The following is an 18,358-nucleotide window of genomic DNA, read 5'->3' as shown; positions in this document are numbered from 1 at the left end:
ATTAATATTTCTCGATCAGGTAGCGGTAAGCTTTCAGATATTTGTTAAATCTTTTGATATCCTTCGGAGTAAGTTCCCTGTTAACCCTTCTGAGATCCATATTATCCCGAAGGTCATTCAGCTTTACGGCAACAGCGAGCGGAGATCTCTCCGTTCTTCTGATAAAATCATCATAATCCTCATCAGGATCAAATTTGGTCAGGCAGCTGACTGCAAATAAAATGTATTCCGGGAATCCTTCGCTTCTGAGATATTCAAGGCTGAATTCCACCGGATGATCCTCTACCACATCATGCAATACCCCTACAATTTTTTCATCTATTGTCTTCCCGTATTCCATTACCCGCATTACATGGCCAATATAGGGTGCATGGTATTTATCCGTTTGACCTTTGTGAGCTTTATCCGCAATTTTTATAGCTTTATTTAATAATTCTTCTTTTGTCATTCAATTAATATAGTCTTACAAAAATAAAAAATGCCTTAAAATATCAAGGCATTTGACAGATTTTATTTGTAATAATTATATTAACAAATTGTTTCGTGGCTGAATCAGAGATCTGACTGTCACTGAAACATTATTGAATATCAGGGCTCAGATTTTATTTTTGCTTTTTCTGCTCAGGTTTGGGTTCACTTTTTGATTTTTTCGGCGGCGTTGCATTTAGGATCTTATATTTTGAGTTATCTTTTTTAGGTTCTTTTAACCCCGAATAAATGGATGAGTCTTTGGGTTTTACAACAGGCATTTTATCCAAGGTCCCCCTTTTGTTTTTGTCAGGAGACAGGGTGTCTTTAGGAGCGGTCATTCTTAACGTGTCAGACTTCTTTTGTTCCGGCTTCTTTTGGGCCCAGGCCGGAGCGGAAATCAACATCATAATGATTAATAATACTTTCATCGTTTTATTTTTATAAAATTAAACATTATCTGCTAGAAACAGCAAAAAGCGTCCCAAAATGGGGACGCTTCAAATCAAACTCTATGTTATAAAGACTAATATGCTCCTTTTTCAATATAATGGGCAGCAATTTTTTCAGTTAGTGCCACTACATTAGGATGATTGCTATATTTGGTAAACCTTCTTAGCCCTGAAAGCATCATTCTCTGTTCATCGCCTTCGGCAAAAGATACGATTCCTTCCTTGGCTGCCGCAGTAATTTTTTCAACGGCTTTATAAAGATTCAGCTGGGCCATTGCCGCCTCTACGGAATCAGGGGAGAAGTGTTTTTCAGCTCTCAGCACGGCAGATTCTGCCATATAAATCTGGTTAAGTATTTCAGAGGCATTAAGCAATAAATGCTGTTGCTTTTCAATTTCCGTCATATATTTTTGAAGAGCTGCGCCGGAAACCATTAAAAATACCTTTTTAAGGTTGGCAATAATGGTTTTCTCTTCGCTCATAAATGCGGAGTAGTCAGGAACATCAAATGATGGGATACCCATTAGTTCCTTACTGATTGCCATGGCAGGAGATAACAGGTCTAATTCTCCCTTCATCGCTCTTTTGATCAGCATTCCCACAGCCAGGAGCCTGTTGATCTCGTTGGTACCTTCATAAATCCTTGAAATCCTTGAATCCCTCCAGGCAGCTTCCATAGGGGTGTCTTCAGAGAATCCCATACCTCCGTAAACCTGGATCCCTTCATCGGCCGTATGCTGGGCCAGGTCTGAAACGAAAACCTTAAGGATCGAGCATTCTACTGCAAATTCCTCAACCCCTTTCAGCTCAGCAGCCTGATGGTTCATTCCACCGGCTACCAGTTCATCGATTTTGTCCTGGATGTTTTTAGCGGCCCTGTAAGATCCTGATTCACTTACAAAAACTCCGGTGGCCATTTCAGCGATCTTTTTCCTGATAGCTCCGAAGGATGAAATGGAAACTCCAAATTGTTTTCTTTCATTGGAATACTGGATAGAGTGGTTGAGTATCCTTCTCTGTGCATCCAGACAGGCTGCTGCCAGCTTGATACGTCCAACATTCAGTGCATTCAGCGCGATTTTAAATCCGTTGTTTCTTTCCCCTAAAAGATTTTCTACAGGGATTTTCATGTCATTGAAGAAAACCTGACGGGTAGAAGACGCGCGAATTCCCAGTTTATGTTCCTCTTCCCCGAAGGTCAGGCTTCCCGGGTTTTCAAGCTCTGACTTGTTGATGACAAAGCCCGTGATGTTTTTATCATCGTCAATTTTAGCAAATAAGGTGAAGGTATCTGCAAATCCGGCATTGGAAATCCACATTTTCTGTCCGTTGATGATATAATGTTTACCGTCTTCAGAAAGCTTTGCTCTGGTTTTTCCCGAATTGGCATCAGAACCGGCATCCGGCTCAGTTAGGCAGTAAGCCCCGAATTTTGTTCCGGCGGCCAGATCCGGAAGATATTTTTTCTTTTGTTCTTCTGTACCGTAAAGTAATATAGGAAGTGTTCCGATTCCGGTATGAGCTCCATAAGCGGTGGCTAACGAGCCAGTAACTCCGGAAAGGTAGTCACATGCCAGCATGGTTGTTACAAAGCCCATTCCGAGACCACCGTATTCTTCGGGTACGGCAATGCCCAGCATTCCCATTTCCCCAAGCTTACGCATTATTTCTTCTGTAAAGGCATAATCTTTCTTTTCAAAACGTTCTTTTTGTGGAACCACTTCTCTGTCTATAAATTCTTTTGCCGAATCCCGAAGCATTTTTTGTTCTTCACTCAGCTCTTCAAGACTAAAAATCTCTTTTGCAGGAGTTTCCTTAATCAGGAATTCTCCACCTTTTAATGTAGCCATATGTTGTTCTGTTTTTTTAAGATGAAAGAATAAAGAGAAAAGAATAAGACTTTAAAATGTTAAGTTTTCTGAAAGCCGGAATCATTCTCTGTAATTCTGTAATTTTTTTTTCAATGTTTTCCTAGAGACTTCAAAATAATTTCTGTTTGCAGAGATTACTATTTGAGTTTGTAATCATAAAGAGAACCAAGACTGATCTCGGGAAAGCTATTGAATTCTTTGAGCTCTTAAGCTTTCTGCGATGTTGAAGCAATTGGAATACACATTTTCTGGCTCACTTCCAATATGGAGCTTTTTGAAGCTATGCTTCCATCAGTCTCTTCTCTCTTCTCTAGAGTAGTTCAAATATGCTTGCAGCGCCCTGGCCTGTACCTACGCACATGGTAACCATGCCGTACTTATTGCCACGTCTTTTCATTTCGTCAAGCAGCTGAACGGTTAATTTGGTTCCCGTACATCCCAGAGGGTGGCCAAGAGCAATGGCTCCGCCATTGACATTTAAAATTTCAGGATTAAGGTCCAGTTCTTTCTTAATGGCAACCGACTGGGAAGCAAATGCTTCGTTCAATTCGATCAGTTCAATATCTTTTAACTCCAGACCGGCTTGTTTCAGTGCTTTAGGAATGGCGTATACGGGTCCCATACCCATTATTCTCGGCTCAAGTCCGGCAGCAGCATAAGAAACCAGTCTGGCTTCCGGCTGCAATCCGAGTTCTTTCACCATTTCCTCACTCATTACGATCACAAAAGCTGCTCCATCGCTCATCTGTGAAGAGTTTCCGGCGGTTACGCTTCCTCCGTTGGCAAATACAGGCTTCAGTTTGGCCAGGCCTTCAAGGGAAGTATCCTTTCTCGGCCCTTCGTCTACAGTGAAATCAAATTTCCTGGTCTGGATCTTTTGGTTTTCATCCAGGTAAGTGTATTCAACCGGAACAGGAACAATCTGACCGGCGAATTTATTTTCCGCAATAGCCTTTAAAGCCTTCTGGTGGGATTCAAAGGAAAACTGATCCTGTTCTTCTCTTGTGATCTTATATTGTTTAGCCACCTCTTCCGCAGTGTAGCCCATTCCCCAATAATAATCAGGATTGGTTTTGGCGATATCGGGCTCAGGTACAGGCTTATAGCCTCCCATTGGGATGAAGGACATGCTTTCCGTTCCTCCCGCAATGATGCAGTCTGCCATACCGGCCTGGATCTTGGCCGAAGCAATGGCAATGGCTTCACTTCCTGAAGCGCAATACCTGTTTACGGTAACGCCCGGAACCTTGTCAGTGTTCAGGCCCATTAAAGATATCAAACGAGCCACATTCAGCCCCTGTTCAGCCTCAGGCATTGCATTCCCTACAATAAGGTCATCAATCCTGTTTTTGTCTAATTGCGGAACATCAGCCATCAGTTTTTCGATAACTGTTGCCGCCATTACATCCGGACGAGTAAAGCGAAGGGATCCTTTAGGTGCTTTTCCTACCGCTGTTCTGTATCCTTTTACTATATATGCTGTTTTCATTTTTTGAAAATGTTATGTACAATGCAAAATGACAATGTACGTAGATTAGATAGTTTGCTTTAATTTATTGATTATGTTTGAACATGTCTGATTTTGTAATGCATTCAAAATCGTCCTTCTTCCGGAAATCCCAATCTAAATTGGCAGTTAATCTGAGTTTCAGATCCGAAAGAGTAAGCTGGTGTAATGTTAGGGAACTGGCAGTTGTGTATGCCAATAGCTTTACATTTTAGCACCGACATTGTACAAATTAATTTCTGAGCGGCTTTCCGTTTTGCAGCATGTACTGTATTCTTTCGAGAGTTTTTCTTTCTCCGCAAAGCGACAGGAAGGTTTCCCTTTCCAGATTCAGCAGATACTGTTCGGTTACTACGGTTTCTTCAGACAGATTACCGCCTACCATTACATAAGCCAGCTTATCCGCAATTTTCTTGTCGTGTTCAGAAATATAGTTCCCCGTAAGCATCTGGTCGGTTCCTACGTAGAACATCCCCAATGCGTCTTTACCTAAAACTTTTACGGTCTGGGGCACAGGCTGGGTATATCCCTGATCTGCCAATAATTTCGCGATTTTCTTGGCTTCTGCGATTTGTCTGTTCTTATTTACCACAACGATATCTTTGCCTTTTTCAAGAATTCCCATATCATATGCTTCATAGGCCGAAGTGGCCACCTTACCCATGGCGATGTTCATGAAGGCATCACGAAGCCTGTTATTTTTAACGTCATCTTTATGAAATTCCCTTGAAGTTCTTAAGGTGAGTTCTTTGGTACCGCCACCACCGGGGATTACTCCCACACCGGTCTCTACCAGGCCGATATAAGTTTCGGCAGCTGCAACCACCCTGTCAGCATGCATGGTCATTTCACAGCCACCACCCAAGGTCATTCCGTGGGGAGCCACCACAACAGGAACAGACGAGTAGCGTACTCTCATCATGGATTTTTGGAAATAGGCGATGGCCATATTCAGATCATCCCAATCCTGTTCAATAGCCATCATCAGGATCATTGCCAGGTTAGCACCTACGGAGAAATTGGCTCCCTGGTTTCCGATCACCAGGCCGTCATATTCTTTTTCAGCCAGATCAATGGCCCTGTTCAGACCATCAAGAACTTCGCCTCCCAGAGAGTTCATTTTTGAGCGGATCTCAAAATTGATGATGCCGTCGCCCAGATCTTCGATAGCGGAACCGGAATTGCTCCAGAGTGTTTTGGTCTTTCTGATATTATCCAGGATAATGAAGGCATCCTGTCCCGGGATATTGTTGTAATTCCCCGAATTATTGTCATAATAGATGCTTTGGCCTTCATCATTCACCTTATAGAAGGTTTCACCTTTTTCTGCCAGGGATTTCACCCAGTCGGAAACTTCATAGCCGGCGTCTTTTGCTAATTCCACACCTTTGGCAACACCTACGGCATCCCAGATCTCAAATGGCCCGTTTTCCCATCCGAAACCCGCTTTCATGGCATCATCTATTTTATAGATATCATCCGAGATTTCAGGAACTTTATGTGAAACGTAGGCGAACAGTGAGCCTAAAGATTTTCTGTATAATTCACCGGCTTTATCTTTACCACCGATCAACACCTTAAACCGGTCTATCGGTTTGTCTATATTTTTGGTTAATTCCAGAGTTGGGAACGAGGATTTACCCTGAAGCTCATATTCAAGGGTCTCAAGATTCAATCCATGAATTTCTGATTTTCCTTCCGCATTTTTTACTTTTTTATAGAATCCCTGCTCTGTTTTTGAGCCCAGCCACTTATTGCTCACCATGGTCTGGATATAATCCGGAAGAGCAAACACATTGTAGAAATCATTTTTTTCTACTCCGCTTTCACGCACGCCGTTGGCAACCATGACGAGTGTATCCAGGCCGACAACATCAGCGGTTCTGAAGGTAGCTGATTTCGGACGTCCGATCACCGGGCCGGTTAATTTGTCCACATCGGAGACCGTTAAACCTAATTTTTTAACGTTATGAAGCAGATCCATCATAGAAAAAACTCCTATTCTGTTGGCGATGAATGCGGGTGTATCTTTGGCTAAAACTGTCGTTTTTCCTAAAAACCTGGCACCGTAATTCATATAAAAATCGATCACTTCAGGCAGCGTATCGCTGGTAGGAATGATTTCCAGCAGCGGAAGATATCTTACGGGATTAAAGAAGTGTGTTCCCGCAAAATATTTTTTGAAATCATCACTTCTTCCTTCTGTCAGCAAATGGATAGGGATTCCGGAAGTATTAGAAGAAATGAGGGTTCCCGGTTTTCTGAACTGTTCTATTTTCTCATAGACAGATTTTTTGATATCAAGTTTCTCAACGACCACCTCGATGATCCAGTCGGTATCTTTTATTTTCTGTAAGTCATCATCAAAATTCCCTATCTTTATCCTGTCCGCAAATTTTGGAGAATAGAGCAGGGCAGGGCTTGCTTTTTTGAGCTTTTCAAAGTTTTCGGCTGCAATTCTGTTTCTTACGGCCTTATCTTCTTTGGTCAAACCTTTCTTCTGTTCTGCTTCAGTCAATTCAAAAGGAACGATATCCAAAAGTAACACTTCCACACCGATATTGGCGAAGTGTGCTGAAATACCGCTTCCCATAATTCCTGAACCGAGAACCGTTACATGTTTGATTCTTCTTTTCATTTTTAATTTATTTTCTATTGTTTAGATCATTGGCGATTTTCATGATTTCGAACATTACTTCCTTGAAAATTTCCATTTTCTCAGAAGAAATTTTTTCCATGACTTTCTTATTGAAATTCACGACAACCTCTTTTGAAAGGTTTCTGGAGTTCAGTCCTTTTTCCGTAAGCTTAATGATCACCTCCCTTTTATCGGTGGTGGTTTTTTCCTTATAGATATATCCGTTGTCTTCCAGGAGTTTGATGATCCTGGTGAGAGACGTTGGCTCTATGGCCATTTTGGGACCAAGATTCGTGCTTCTTGTTCCTTCTTTAGGATCAATCTTAAGAAGAGTAAGGGCCTGAACAGCCGTAGAATCATGTTCCTGGGCCAGCTCCGAGTACATTTTGGATACCGCCAGCCAGGTCTGCTTTAAAATTAAATCTACATTTTCTATTTTTTCCTTATTGTTATCCATCATTTTTTACTCTAATGGTTTTTATCAAATTTAGTAAATATTATGCATGCATAATATTTTTTTACGTTAAATTTTGTTAATTAACTAATATTTAAATGATTAAATTGTATGACAAGCATAATACTATGCATGCATAATATGTGAAATAAGCAATGAAATAGCTGAATTAATGAATGTTTCTAATGAAATTAATAATTTCTTCAAAAGATCCGCATTGGTATGTTATAGTATCTTTGGAAATTATCCAGGTATCATTCTGAAACCGGAAGCTTAAGGAAGAAAGATCTTCCCGGAAATTTTTCTGAAGTAAAGAATACAGCATTTCTTTGTAGATGGGCGGGGCAGAAATGCCCGGGGCCACGAAATTCTCATTCACCTGGAACAATGATGCATTGGTAAGTTCCTCATGCTGGAGAAGAATATCCTCAACGATCCCGGCGAACAGGCGGTTATTCTTCACATACCAGATGTTGTCGGCAAATTCCTTGGCCAGACGCCAGTCATGAGAGGAAAAAAGGATCAGTTTACTTTGTTCTTTAGCCAGCTTACGGAGTGTTTGAAGGATGATGATCTTGTTTTTCTCATCCAGATGAGTAGTGGGCTCATCCAGAATGATAACGGGCGAGTTTTGCGTTAAAGCTCTTCCGATAAAGGCTTTCTGAAGATTTCCGTCGGAAAGGTTTTTAAGAGGGGTATGCTTGTATTGATGCAGGTTCAGTTCCTCAATAATTCCCGAAACCTCTTCCTTGTCCTCTTTTTTCAGTTCAAAATAAAAAGGGTAATGGATATATTTACCTAATGAGATCAGATCTTCGACAGTATAATTTTGAGGAATGACAGATTTGGAAAAGACTACAGCAATATTTTCTGCAATTTCATTAACGGAAAGGCTCTTCACATTTTTCTCCCGGATCAGAATTTCCCCCTGCAATAGCGGAAGCTGATGCAAAATAGACCTGATGAGGGTAGTCTTTCCGGCACCGTTATTTCCGATCAGCAGACATACATCACCTAAATCCAGCCCTGCATTGGCATTTGAAATTAAAATATTATGGTGATGATATCCGATACTGGCTTGTTTGATTTGCAGGTGCATAGCTTTCAATATTTTATGTCTGTTTGCAGTTAAGTCCGTTAAAAAGGTCGTAAGCGATAAACTGTATTTTTTATATCCGTTACATCATATAGCCTTATTTTTCAGCAGCATTGTCAGGATAACCGGAATGCCAAAAACAGAACTGATCACATTCAGGGGAATCCGGGTCTTTTCTGCCACAACGGAAAACAACATCATCATCAGAATGCCTAAAAGCATGTTCAGTATCCATTGCTGCCAGAGCTTTGCCGGGTTGTAGATCATCCGGCAGAAATGAGGAACAATAATTCCTATGAAAAGTACTGGTCCTAAAAATGCTGTAACAGAGGCGGAGAGGAGGGATGATGCTACAATGATCAATACTTTCAGCTGTTGAATATCTACGCCTAAACTTTGAGCATAAGAAGTTCCCAGAGAACTCCCTATCAGCGGCTTTATGGTTTTAAAGCAGATCAATAGTCCCGCTAAAACCAGGATGGATAAAATATAAATCTGGTTTCTGGTCACCATATTATTGGCTCCGAAAGACCATAAAATATAGTTTTTCAGGCTTTGATTCTCAGCATAAAACTGGAGCAGTGAAACAACAGCTCCTGCCAGGGCGGAAACCAGGAATCCGAAAATGATCAGATAAGATCTATCCTGAAGCCGTTTCGATATTGACAGCAAGACCAGCATCAGTGCCAAGCTTCCGAGAATAGCGGAAAAGCTGAGGAAGCTGTTCTGTAAAAAATCCGGAAGAGAAATATCATAGGAGAGAAAAATGTAAAAAGCCACAGATAAGCTGGCAATTGAAGTGATCCCCAGAATGTCAGGTCCGGCCAGCGGATTTTGGAAATATTCCTGCATCAGAAAACCGGAAGAAGGAATGGATATCCCCGCCAGCAACATTACCAGCACACGGTTGGTACGGATCTCTGCAATTTGGTTGTTGGCGGAATTTCCGAAAAAATCCTGGAGATTCAGATTCAGAAATCCTGTATTCAGATTCAAAACCACGGATATAATAATTGCGATTAAAAAAAATAAACACAGGATTTTAAACTTAGTAGACATTATCTGAATGAATGCTTGCTGTAAGTTTATTTGATGAAGGAGTTGATCTTTGAAGTAAGCACATCTTCTGTCATCATTCCTAAATATTCGTCAGTTTTGTTCCCTTTTCTCATATAAGTGAAAGGAATAGACCCTCCGTCCCATTTTTGGAAATTTTTAGGGAAGAAGTTCTGGTCCAGCCTTTTCCCGTCCAGTAAAACGGTATTTTCGGATAATCCGTTCTCATCAGTGAACTTCTTTACAACGCTATTCCAGTCTGATTTTTCATCCAGATTCACAAAAGTGAATTTTACGGGTTTTCCTTTTAATTCCGCCATTTTGTTCTTAAAATGAGGAATTTCTCTTATACATGGGCCACACCAGGTTGCGAAAAAATTGGTAACATATAATGTATCATTATTCTGGGCCAAATATTTCCCGATATTTTCAGGGGCAATCTCAGGTAAAGCATAGGTAGCATTCTCAGAATCTGTGTTTTCCACCATGGAAGCAGAGTCCGGAGAAGCTGTCAGATCATCAGCTTTCTGGCTTTCTTTTTTGCAACCGGAAAGAGCGAACAGGATAAGCGTGGATAAAATTATCTTCTTCATAAATTATTTTTTATCTATTTTTGAATTGAAGTATGGAACAACAAATCTATAAAGGGAAACTGACGCAGTTTCATTGGTTAAAAATAGCGAAAAAGGAAGAACTGACCAAAAATACTTTTTCTCTGGAATTTGAAATTCCTGAGGATTTGCAAAAGAATTTCAGGTTCGAGGCAGGTCAGTTTGTAAGTATAAAATTTCAGTCTCACGGTAAAGAGGTGATTAATGATTATTCAATGACCTCCGCTCCTTACGAGCATAAGATATGCCTGGGAATAAAGATCAATTCGTCTGAGGGAGATACGGCTCAGCTGTTCAGAAACTATAAAGAAGGGGACATGCTTCTGGTAAGCGAACCGGGAGGAAGGTTTACATTGGTTTCCAAGCCCAGTGAGTTCAGAACGATTGTAGCCTTTGCTGCGGGTATAGGGATCACTCCGATTCTTAGTCACCTGAAAAACATTCTTCATAATGAGAAAAGGACCAGATTGTTCCTGTTTTACGGAAACAAAAATTCACAGGAGCTGGCTTACAGGGAATTGCTGGATAATCTTGCAAGGAAATGTGGAGAAAGGCTTCAGATCTTTTATTTTTTCTCACAGGAAAAAACTGCCGATCAGTTTTTTTATGGAAGACTGGATGAAAAGAAATTGAGCTTAATTATCAACCAGATCCTGCACCTGGATGATACGGATGAAGAATCTACCATATGGGATGCTGTGGATGAAGTGCTGATCTGTGGTAAAGGAGATATGATCAAGGCGCTGGCCAATGCCTGCTACCATCATGGTATTCCGAAAAAGAATATTCATTTCGAGCTTTTTGAAGAGTATAATGACGATATTTATCCTATAGAGAAAGAGTTTCCGCTGATTGAAAATGTAGAGGTGGAGTTTAAAATGTTGGGAAAAGAATACCGGACCGAGCTTCCGGACAACAGGGATAAGATTTTACAACAGCTGCTGATCCAAAAATATCCCGTGCCGTATTCATGCAAGTCAGGGATCTGCGGAAGCTGTGAATGCATCCTGGAAGAAGGAGAAGTGGAGTTGCTGGAAAATGAGTATCTAACGGAAAAAGAAGAGGCCAGAGGCCATATACTGGCCTGTATGTCTGTTGCCAAAAGCAAAAAAATAAAGCTTAACTTTGATCTCATTTGAGAATTGTAAAAAACATATTTAAACTTATTTTTTTATCGATAGAAGCCGGCGTTCTACTGATATGCCTGGCTAATGCCTGGGTCTTTGCCCTTACCAACGGGAGAACGTATACCAAGATCTCTAAGATACCTCCTCGGGAAGTGGCACTGGTATTGGGTACATCTCCCAAAATGAGATCGGGGATGTCCAACCCTTATTTTACAAAAAGGATGGATGCTACTGCCCTGCTTTATCATCATGGAAAGATCAGAAAGATCATAGTAAGTGGTGAAAAAAGCAAAGGGTATGATGAGCCCGGTGCCATGAAGAATTACCTGGTATACCAGGAAGGGGTTCCTGAAGACATTATCATTGAGGACCCGAAAGGCTTTAATACCTACAAAAGCATCCTGCGCTGTAAGGATGTTTATAAGAAAGATAATGTGATCATTGTTTCTCAGGGGTTTCATAACCTGCGTGCATTGCTTTTTGCCAGAAACAATAATATGAATGCCCTCGGTTTTGATGCTCAGGACGTTACAAAACCGGAGAGCTACTACAGAAACCAGTTCAGGGAGATCCTTGCCAGAACGGTTGCTGTAGTTTACTTTGCTTTGGGGATCTCTCCCGATTAGAAAGGATATCCGAAGGCGATATTCAATGTTGGTTTGAACGGCTGGATGTTTCTGAACCTCCATTTTTCGCCGTCAGGCTTGTTGGGGTCATAGATTTTATAGGCCAGATCAAGTCTGAGAGTGATATAAGCAATATTTACCCTTAAACCGAATCCACTGCCGATACCCACCTGCCCCAGGAACTTATTGAATTTAAATTCATCATTATAGCCGTCATTATAATTACGGAGGCTCCAGGTATTTCCGATATCGGTAAATAAGGCTCCCTCATACATATCATTGAACGGGACCCTGTATTCAATATTAGTGGTTAGTTTTACATTGTCCGTCATATAGGTTCGGACCCTTTCATCTACCTGGGAATCTGCAGGCCCCAATCCTCCAAAAGCAACCCACGCCCTGATATCATTGGAACCTCCATTAAAATAAGACCTGATGACAGGCATGGTAGAAGAATTTCCGTAAGGAATCCCCACCCCGATAAACTGACGAAGGACCAGCGTCTGGTTGTTGAAGAATTTAAAATATTTCCGTATATCAAAATCAAATTTCACAAACTGTGCATACGGCACCCCGAAAATTGTTCTTTGGGGGCTGATAACCACACCTCCGTCATCCCTCTTCTGATTAAAAATACTTAAAATGTTTCCGGCAAGCTCTACCTTTCCGTTAAAATAAAAAGCATTCGGATAGTCTTTTTTCCCGATTTCGTTGTATACGAAATTGTAAATCATGGAAGAAATAAGAACATCCTGTGTTTGTCTGTCTTTATTGATCAGCGTTCCCGTAAAGGCTGTTAAAAGATCCACCCCATGTTGGTTCAGGGTGCTGTGATAATTTGAGTCATTTATGATTTCCTGAGATACTTCATCTATGCTTAGCTCGCCGGAATTAAACTGCTGCGCCACGGCAGGATTATACAGGAAATAATTATCGAATATTTCTTTCCTGATTTCGTTATCATTCACAAAATAGTCGTAATAAGCAGCCTTGTTTTTGGTCAAACTTAGCTGTGTATTGAAAAGGGTCAGGCGGTGTGATACCTTGTCATTTACCGTGGCAAAATAGTTTAATCCGGTATTGAAATTCACTCTTCCTAATCCGATGTTATTCTGAATGGCTGCCCCTAAGACAATGGAAGAGGTGGGGCTGTATCTTTTCGGGATCAGTTTATAATAATTAAACGGCAGCAGCAGCCTCGGAAAATTGAGAGAAGCCTGAGCGGATATTTCATAAGCCAGGACCCTCTTGTCAATATTTTTGGTACTTCTTATGGAACCGAAAGTTCCTGCAAGACTTGTTGAAAGGTTCTCTGCGCCATTAAAGACATTCCTCGTTGTCAGGTCAATAGAAGGGGAAATCCCCAGATTTAGCAGCTGGGAATAATTAACGTCTGTTCCCACCTTTAATTCATACTTAGGAAGCGGCCGCAGGACGTACATTACATCAATGATGCTGTCATTCGGAGCCGTATCGCCACCCCTTCTGAGGGAGTCCTTTGCCTTCAGGATACTGAAATTATTCATGGATAAAAGGTTCCTCTTTGTAAGATCCAGTTTCTTCTGATCATAAACCTGCTTGGGTCCTACCGTTATGGCTCTCCATATAGACCGTGTCTGATACTGGTTATCCACCTTGTGAAATCTGATTCCTCTTAAACTGTCTTTAACCGTATTATTCGGGTAATCGCTGGCGCGGTCCACGATAGCTACATCAATATTCCCTATGGTGGCAACCTTATAGGGCGAATCGATAGAGTCCTTATGGATTTCCAGCGTCAAAGGAACCTGTTTCCTGCTTTTTAGGGAATCGGCCACGAAGTAGATCTCATCATTGAAATTATTGAATTTATAATATCCGTAATCTTTCATAATATCATTAATCCGGGCCACTTCTTTTTCCAGAACTGTCTGGTCCAGGATCTGTCCTGATCTTATAAGGGTTCCGGCGATTTTCTGCTGGTAAATATTTTTGATCCTCGGATCGGGGATATTGTAGTAATATTCCTTAATATAGGTGGGATCCTTATGGGTGATAAAATAGGTAACCGCAGCCTTTTTGGCAGCAGAATCCAGCGTATGCTTAAATTTTACTTCGGCATCCCAGTATCCCCGGTATACCAGCCTTTTCTTAATGGATTCCGCACCTTTTTCTGTTTTTGTCTGATCCAGTATCACCGGAGGAGAGCCCCAGTTATGGTACAGACGGTCTAAAAACAGGCTTTTTCCTATGCTGCTTTTCATGTTGTATTTTATGAAAAGAGAATCTCTCAGCTGCTGGTTTCTCATTTCATTGGGATAGGTCATGTACTCATTAAGAATGGTATCATACTTTGGATCGGCTGCATTGTAAAACGATAGCCCCAAAGGCATGAAAAGAAACTGTTTTTTATTGGGCCTTTGCTGTACATATCCTTTTAATTCACTATCAAAAGGTGTCTTCTTATCTTCAAATTCGAAATTGTTTCGGGTAAGCAGAAATTCCCCATCCGGAACTTTCTTCGTAGTACTACAAGCGTAAAGGAGACCAACAAATGTTGCAAATGAGATAATTTTATAATATTTTTGAGGAGAATTCTTATAATGCTTACAGCTCATACAATAAAAGTTTTACAGTCTTTAGACAAGAAGAAGTTCAGACAAAAATACAATTTGTTTTTGGTTGAAGGTAATAAAATCATTTGTGAACTTTCTAATTCTAATTTTAAAATTAAAGAAATTTTCTCTACCGATCCGCAAAAATTAGGCCGTATGGATGCACCGGTTATCCATATCTCTGAAAATGAATTAAAAAAAATCAGTTTTCTGAAAAATCCTAAAGATTCTGTAGCGGTTTGCCACCTAAAAAGGGAGGAAAAAATTGAAGATCAGAATATACAACTGGTTTTGGACGGGATCCAGGATCCAGGAAATCTGGGAACCATAATCAGGCTTGCAGATTGGTTCGGAGTAGAGCAGATTATCTGCAGCGAAGATACCGTTGATTTTTATAATCCTAAAGTGATTCAGGCAAGTATGGGCTCATTCACAAGGGTAAATATGGTTTATACTGATCTTGTAGAATATCTTTCAGAATCAGAGAATATAAATATAGGGACCGATATGGAAGGGGAGAACATCTATGCGTTCGAAAAACCCGCTAAGCTGAATCTGGTTTTGGGAAATGAAGGAAACGGGATACGCCCGGAAACTGAAAAATTGCTTCAGAAGAATATCAGTATTCCAAGATTCGGACGATCACAGTCTACGGAAAGTCTGAACGTTTCAATGGCTGCGGGAATCATCCTGGGGCAGCTGTTTTCTGACAGGGTCAGGAAGTAAAAATCCAGATATCAGAGATTAAAGAGGTATCATAGCTCCTTAAATAAGCTGCTCCATACTTGAGACGCTTTTATTTTTCTGATAGTTTTCCAGTTTTTTTCTTACTACCTTTAAAGCGATGGGAGCAAGGTAAATGATGGCTATTCCCAATAGCTTTTTTTTCCAGTTGGGACTTTTGATATTTTTCTTTACATAGTTTCCCACTATTGCAGTTACCCCCAGTTTGATAAGCGCATCCACGGCATTTCCCTTAAATGCAGAATTGGCAATGCCCATAGCGGTATTTTTACTGATCAGCAGATCCTTTACTTCCGAAGTGACCTGTTTGGCAATGATATCTTTTCTGAGAACAACTTTTTCCTCACCATTCTCATCTACTTTCTCCTGCAGATACTGGTCTGTTAAACCATTTGTAAACGCACTTAAACTTTCCTTCGTATTTTTAAAGGTAAGAAGACTTTCAAGATCATTGATTTCATTTTTCAATAATTTCTTCTTTCTTCTCAGCTCTTCCAAGCTTTCATAATTTCTGCCCATAGTTTAATGATTTAAAAATTTAATAACCTGATCTGCTACAGAGTTTACAATTTTCTTTTTAAAAGTAACAACAAGAGCTATCATTAGCAAATAAAATCCGGCAACAATTAAAAACCCATAGGCCGTATTATCAAGTGCTTTTCCGATGAGGAAGGCGATTCCAAAATTAAACAGAATAATGAAAAAGCCAAAAGCAACCAATAATATGACAAAGTAAGTAACCAGTCCTGCGGAAAGGGAAGATTTTTCGGTTGCCTCTATTTTCAGCAGGTCGATTCTCTTGGAAACATATTCTTTTAAAGTTTCTATCATTGTTTTTTTTTAAAGTTACAAAAAAAGGAACTTTCATGCACAAAGTCCCTTTTATAATTTCCTTATAATAGAATAATTAAAGATATTATTTCATATCATTAAGCTCAGATTCCACATTCTTTACTACATCTGTAGTCTTAGAGACGATCTGATCTTTGTACTTGTCATAGCCTTCTTTTACAGTATGAGCTACATTGCTGGCTGTTTCCTTGAAAGTGGAAGAAATGTTGCTGTACTGGTCTTTTACTTTTTCAGAAACTTCCCCATATTTGTTTTTAGCCTGGTCTTTAAGATCGTTAGCTTTATTTTTAATCTTCTTTCTTGTTTCCTTTCCTTCTTCCGGAGCATAAAGCATTCCTAGTATTACACCTGCTGCAGCACCTGCAAGAAGTCCTGCCAATATACCTGCTGTATTTTTTGCTTTTCTAGACATTTTTCGTTTTTTTAGTATTAATTAAATATTAGTTTTTTACAGTAGATATGGCTACAATTAATATACCAAAAGGGCGGTATGCCTATTAAAAAATGTTAAATCTTTTTGATGTGAGATAATATTTTCTCTATGGTCTCCTCCTTGGTAAGGCTTGTATTATCAATAACGATGGCATCTTCAGCTTGTTTAAGCGGGGCTATTTCTCTTTCGCTGTCAATTTTATCACGTTCGATAAGGTTCTCTTTTACCTGCTGTTCATGGGTTTCTATGCCTAAGGTCAATAGTTCGTGATATCTTCTTTTTGTTCTTTCCTCTATACTGGCGGTGAGAAAGAATTTATAGTCGGCATTGGGAAGGACCACTGTTCCTATATCCCGTCCATCCATAATAATCCCGCCTTTTTCTGCCAGGGAACGCTGAGACTGAAGCAAGAAATCCCTTACTTCTTTTTGTTTGGCCACCAGGCTTACGTTATCGGAGACTGCATTGCTGCGGATCTCCTTGGAAATATTGATATGATTAAGGTAAAGGATCAATTCTCCGTGATCATTTTTAAACTCAAGCTCGATCTGACCTAATGAAGAGAAAAGCTGTTTAAGGTCTATGGAGCCGTCTTTAGCAGTACAATTCTGTAATGCAAACCAGGTAACTCCCCTGTAAAGCGCTCCGGTATCCAGATGAATAAGGCCCAGTTTCTGAGCAATGACTTTGGATATTGAACTTTTTCCGGTAGACGAGTACCCATCGATGGCAATTACAGGTTTTTTCATACCGCAAATTTCAAGATTTTTTTTAAAAAATCAAGGGCAAAGAAAAATTAATTAGGGGAAACGTTATTCTCCCCGGTGTCCGCTAAGATCTACGGAAATTCCTATCTGATTGACATTTGAAGAGTTATGGTATCTCACATGGGCATAGTCCAGACGGAATCTTGAGATTTTAATTCCAAAGCCGGCGGAAAGGCCGGAAAAGTTTCTCTGGTCTGCTACTGCAAGCTCGTTTCCTCTTCTTACATTATAGCCGAGTCTGATGTTAAAGCCTTTTTCAGGGAACAGCTCTGCCCCGATGGAAAAGTGATCGGCAATTTTCCTGCCTACATTTACTTCCTGGCCGTTTACATTATATTCCGAAGAGATATCAAACTTCTGAAGGTCATGTGCCGTGATGGTTATCGCGAGAGGAATAGCTGTAAGGGTTCTGGTGTATCCCAGATCTATCCTGAACGGGAGGTCTTCTCGGGTTCCGTTGAAAGATTTGAACTGGTACCCGAAGTTCCTTAAAACCAATGAGGCAACTTCCTTAGTCTTTTTATTATGATAGGTAATCCCTGCCGTACCCGAAATGGCAGAAGAGGTATAATTATCTATTTTTGAAGTGATGAAATTAATTCCTCCCCCAATGGTCCAATCCTCTTCAAACTGATAGGCATAACCGGCTCCGATGGCGACATCGGAAGCGGAGAAGGTTCCGTTTTCAAAACCGCTTTCATCGGTTCTCGGGATATCCCCGTAGCTCATATACCGGGCATTGATTGTGGCCATGTGGCCGTTATCAAAATCTTTCGCGAAAGCGATGGTTCCGTATTTAGAGTCTGCAAGATAGGCAGCCCCGTTCACAGAAAGCTGTTTGTCTGAATCTCTATTCAAAAGGGCCGGGTTGGCAATGGCAAAAGAAACATCATAATCTCTTATCGTAATTGCATCTCCTCCCAAAGCGGCCTGCCTCGCAGATACAGGTATGTTTAAAAACGGATAAACATTTGTTCCTGTTTGCGCATAAGAAACAATTCCTGATAGAAATAATGAAAAAATGATAATTTTCCTCAATTCAATTTATAATTAATGCAAAAA

General features: G+C 40.4%; 18 protein-coding genes. 3 read left to right on the top strand and 15 right to left on the bottom strand.

Annotated elements, in window-relative coordinates:
* Position 1 precedes the first annotated feature (1 nt).
* From ABMQ40_RS02525 to ABMQ40_RS02485, 9 genes are all read right to left on the bottom strand, one after another.
* The gene (locus ABMQ40_RS02525) at positions 2–448 is read right to left on the bottom strand and encodes a phosphohydrolase (protein ID WP_370896218.1); all 447 of its coding nucleotides are present in this window, start codon (positions 446–448) and stop codon (positions 2–4) included.
* Positions 449–602: 154 nt separating this feature from the next.
* Positions 603–899: a hypothetical protein gene (locus ABMQ40_RS02520; protein ID WP_370896216.1), complete on the bottom strand. Its 297-nt coding sequence runs from the start codon at positions 897–899 to the stop codon at positions 603–605.
* 95 nt (positions 900–994) lie between these two features.
* Complete coding sequence (locus ABMQ40_RS02515) at positions 995–2,770, bottom strand: acyl-CoA dehydrogenase FadE (RefSeq protein WP_370896214.1); 1,776 nt, start codon at positions 2,768–2,770, stop codon at positions 995–997.
* A 331-nt stretch (positions 2,771–3,101) separates the two neighbouring features.
* Positions 3,102–4,280: a thiolase family protein gene (locus ABMQ40_RS02510; RefSeq protein ID WP_370896212.1), complete on the bottom strand. Its 1,179-nt coding sequence runs from the start codon at positions 4,278–4,280 to the stop codon at positions 3,102–3,104.
* A 250-nt stretch (positions 4,281–4,530) separates the two neighbouring features.
* Positions 4,531–6,936, bottom strand: a complete 2,406-nt coding sequence (locus tag ABMQ40_RS02505) for a 3-hydroxyacyl-CoA dehydrogenase/enoyl-CoA hydratase family protein (RefSeq protein WP_370896210.1) — start codon at positions 6,934–6,936, stop codon at positions 4,531–4,533.
* A 7-nt stretch (positions 6,937–6,943) separates the two neighbouring features.
* A complete protein-coding gene (locus tag ABMQ40_RS02500; RefSeq protein WP_370896474.1) occupies positions 6,944–7,393 on the bottom strand; it encodes a MarR family winged helix-turn-helix transcriptional regulator in 450 nt (149 codons plus the stop codon).
* Positions 7,394–7,559: 166 nt separating this feature from the next.
* On the bottom strand, positions 7,560–8,489 hold the full coding sequence (locus tag ABMQ40_RS02495; protein WP_370896208.1) for an ABC transporter ATP-binding protein: 930 nt from the start codon (positions 8,487–8,489) through the stop codon (positions 7,560–7,562).
* 84 nt (positions 8,490–8,573) lie between these two features.
* Complete coding sequence (locus ABMQ40_RS02490; RefSeq protein ID WP_370896206.1) at positions 8,574–9,545, bottom strand: iron chelate uptake ABC transporter family permease subunit; 972 nt, start codon at positions 9,543–9,545, stop codon at positions 8,574–8,576.
* A 26-nt stretch (positions 9,546–9,571) separates the two neighbouring features.
* Positions 9,572–10,135, bottom strand: a complete 564-nt coding sequence (locus ABMQ40_RS02485; RefSeq protein WP_370896204.1) for a TlpA family protein disulfide reductase — start codon at positions 10,133–10,135, stop codon at positions 9,572–9,574.
* 32 nt (positions 10,136–10,167) lie between these two features.
* On the opposite strand from ABMQ40_RS02485, the gene ABMQ40_RS02480 reads away from it, so the two are divergent.
* Both ABMQ40_RS02480 and ABMQ40_RS02475 read left to right on the top strand, forming a co-directional pair.
* Positions 10,168–11,292 (top strand): 2Fe-2S iron-sulfur cluster-binding protein, encoded by a 1,125-nt coding sequence (locus tag ABMQ40_RS02480; RefSeq protein ID WP_370896202.1) that lies wholly within the window; start codon positions 10,168–10,170, stop codon positions 11,290–11,292.
* A complete protein-coding gene (locus ABMQ40_RS02475) occupies positions 11,289–11,906 on the top strand; it encodes a SanA/YdcF family protein (protein WP_370896200.1) in 618 nt (205 codons plus the stop codon). Before ABMQ40_RS02480 ends, ABMQ40_RS02475 begins: the two co-directional genes overlap by 4 nt.
* Here the strand turns inward: ABMQ40_RS02475 and tamL are convergent.
* Positions 11,903–14,503, bottom strand: a complete 2,601-nt coding sequence (gene tamL / locus ABMQ40_RS02470) for a translocation and assembly module lipoprotein TamL (protein ID WP_370896198.1) — start codon at positions 14,501–14,503, stop codon at positions 11,903–11,905. The two genes, ABMQ40_RS02475 and tamL, sit on opposite strands and share 4 nt — an antisense overlap.
* Between tamL and ABMQ40_RS02465 the strand changes: the two genes are divergently transcribed.
* Positions 14,489–15,226, top strand: coding sequence for a TrmH family RNA methyltransferase (locus ABMQ40_RS02465; RefSeq protein ID WP_370896196.1), 738 nt, complete (start codon positions 14,489–14,491; stop codon positions 15,224–15,226). The genes tamL and ABMQ40_RS02465 overlap by 15 nt on opposite strands.
* A gap of 39 nt (positions 15,227–15,265) precedes the next feature.
* On the opposite strand, the gene ABMQ40_RS02460 is transcribed toward ABMQ40_RS02465, so the two are convergent.
* From ABMQ40_RS02460 to porQ, 5 genes are all read right to left on the bottom strand, one after another.
* Positions 15,266–15,763, bottom strand: coding sequence for a phosphoribosyl-ATP pyrophosphatase (locus ABMQ40_RS02460; protein WP_370896194.1), 498 nt, complete (start codon positions 15,761–15,763; stop codon positions 15,266–15,268).
* Positions 15,764–15,766: 3 nt separating this feature from the next.
* Positions 15,767–16,075 carry a phage holin family protein gene (locus ABMQ40_RS02455; RefSeq protein ID WP_370896193.1) on the bottom strand — a complete coding sequence of 103 codons (309 nt, stop codon included), beginning with the start codon at positions 16,073–16,075 and terminating at the stop codon, positions 15,767–15,769.
* A gap of 85 nt (positions 16,076–16,160) precedes the next feature.
* Positions 16,161–16,508: a YtxH domain-containing protein gene (locus ABMQ40_RS02450; protein WP_370896191.1), complete on the bottom strand. Its 348-nt coding sequence runs from the start codon at positions 16,506–16,508 to the stop codon at positions 16,161–16,163.
* A 95-nt stretch (positions 16,509–16,603) separates the two neighbouring features.
* Positions 16,604–17,278: a (d)CMP kinase gene (gene cmk / locus ABMQ40_RS02445; protein ID WP_370896189.1), complete on the bottom strand. Its 675-nt coding sequence runs from the start codon at positions 17,276–17,278 to the stop codon at positions 16,604–16,606.
* A 63-nt stretch (positions 17,279–17,341) separates the two neighbouring features.
* The gene (gene porQ, locus ABMQ40_RS02440) at positions 17,342–18,334 is read right to left on the bottom strand and encodes a type IX secretion system protein PorQ (RefSeq protein ID WP_370896187.1); all 993 of its coding nucleotides are present in this window, start codon (positions 18,332–18,334) and stop codon (positions 17,342–17,344) included.
* Between the last annotated feature and the right edge of the window lie 24 nt (positions 18,335–18,358).

The sequence above is a fragment of the Chryseobacterium gossypii genome (genome assembly GCF_041361455.1).
Classification (GTDB): Bacteria; Bacteroidota; Bacteroidia; order Flavobacteriales; family Weeksellaceae; genus Chryseobacterium; species Chryseobacterium gossypii.
This window is presented reverse-complemented; position numbering and strand designations above follow the sequence as displayed.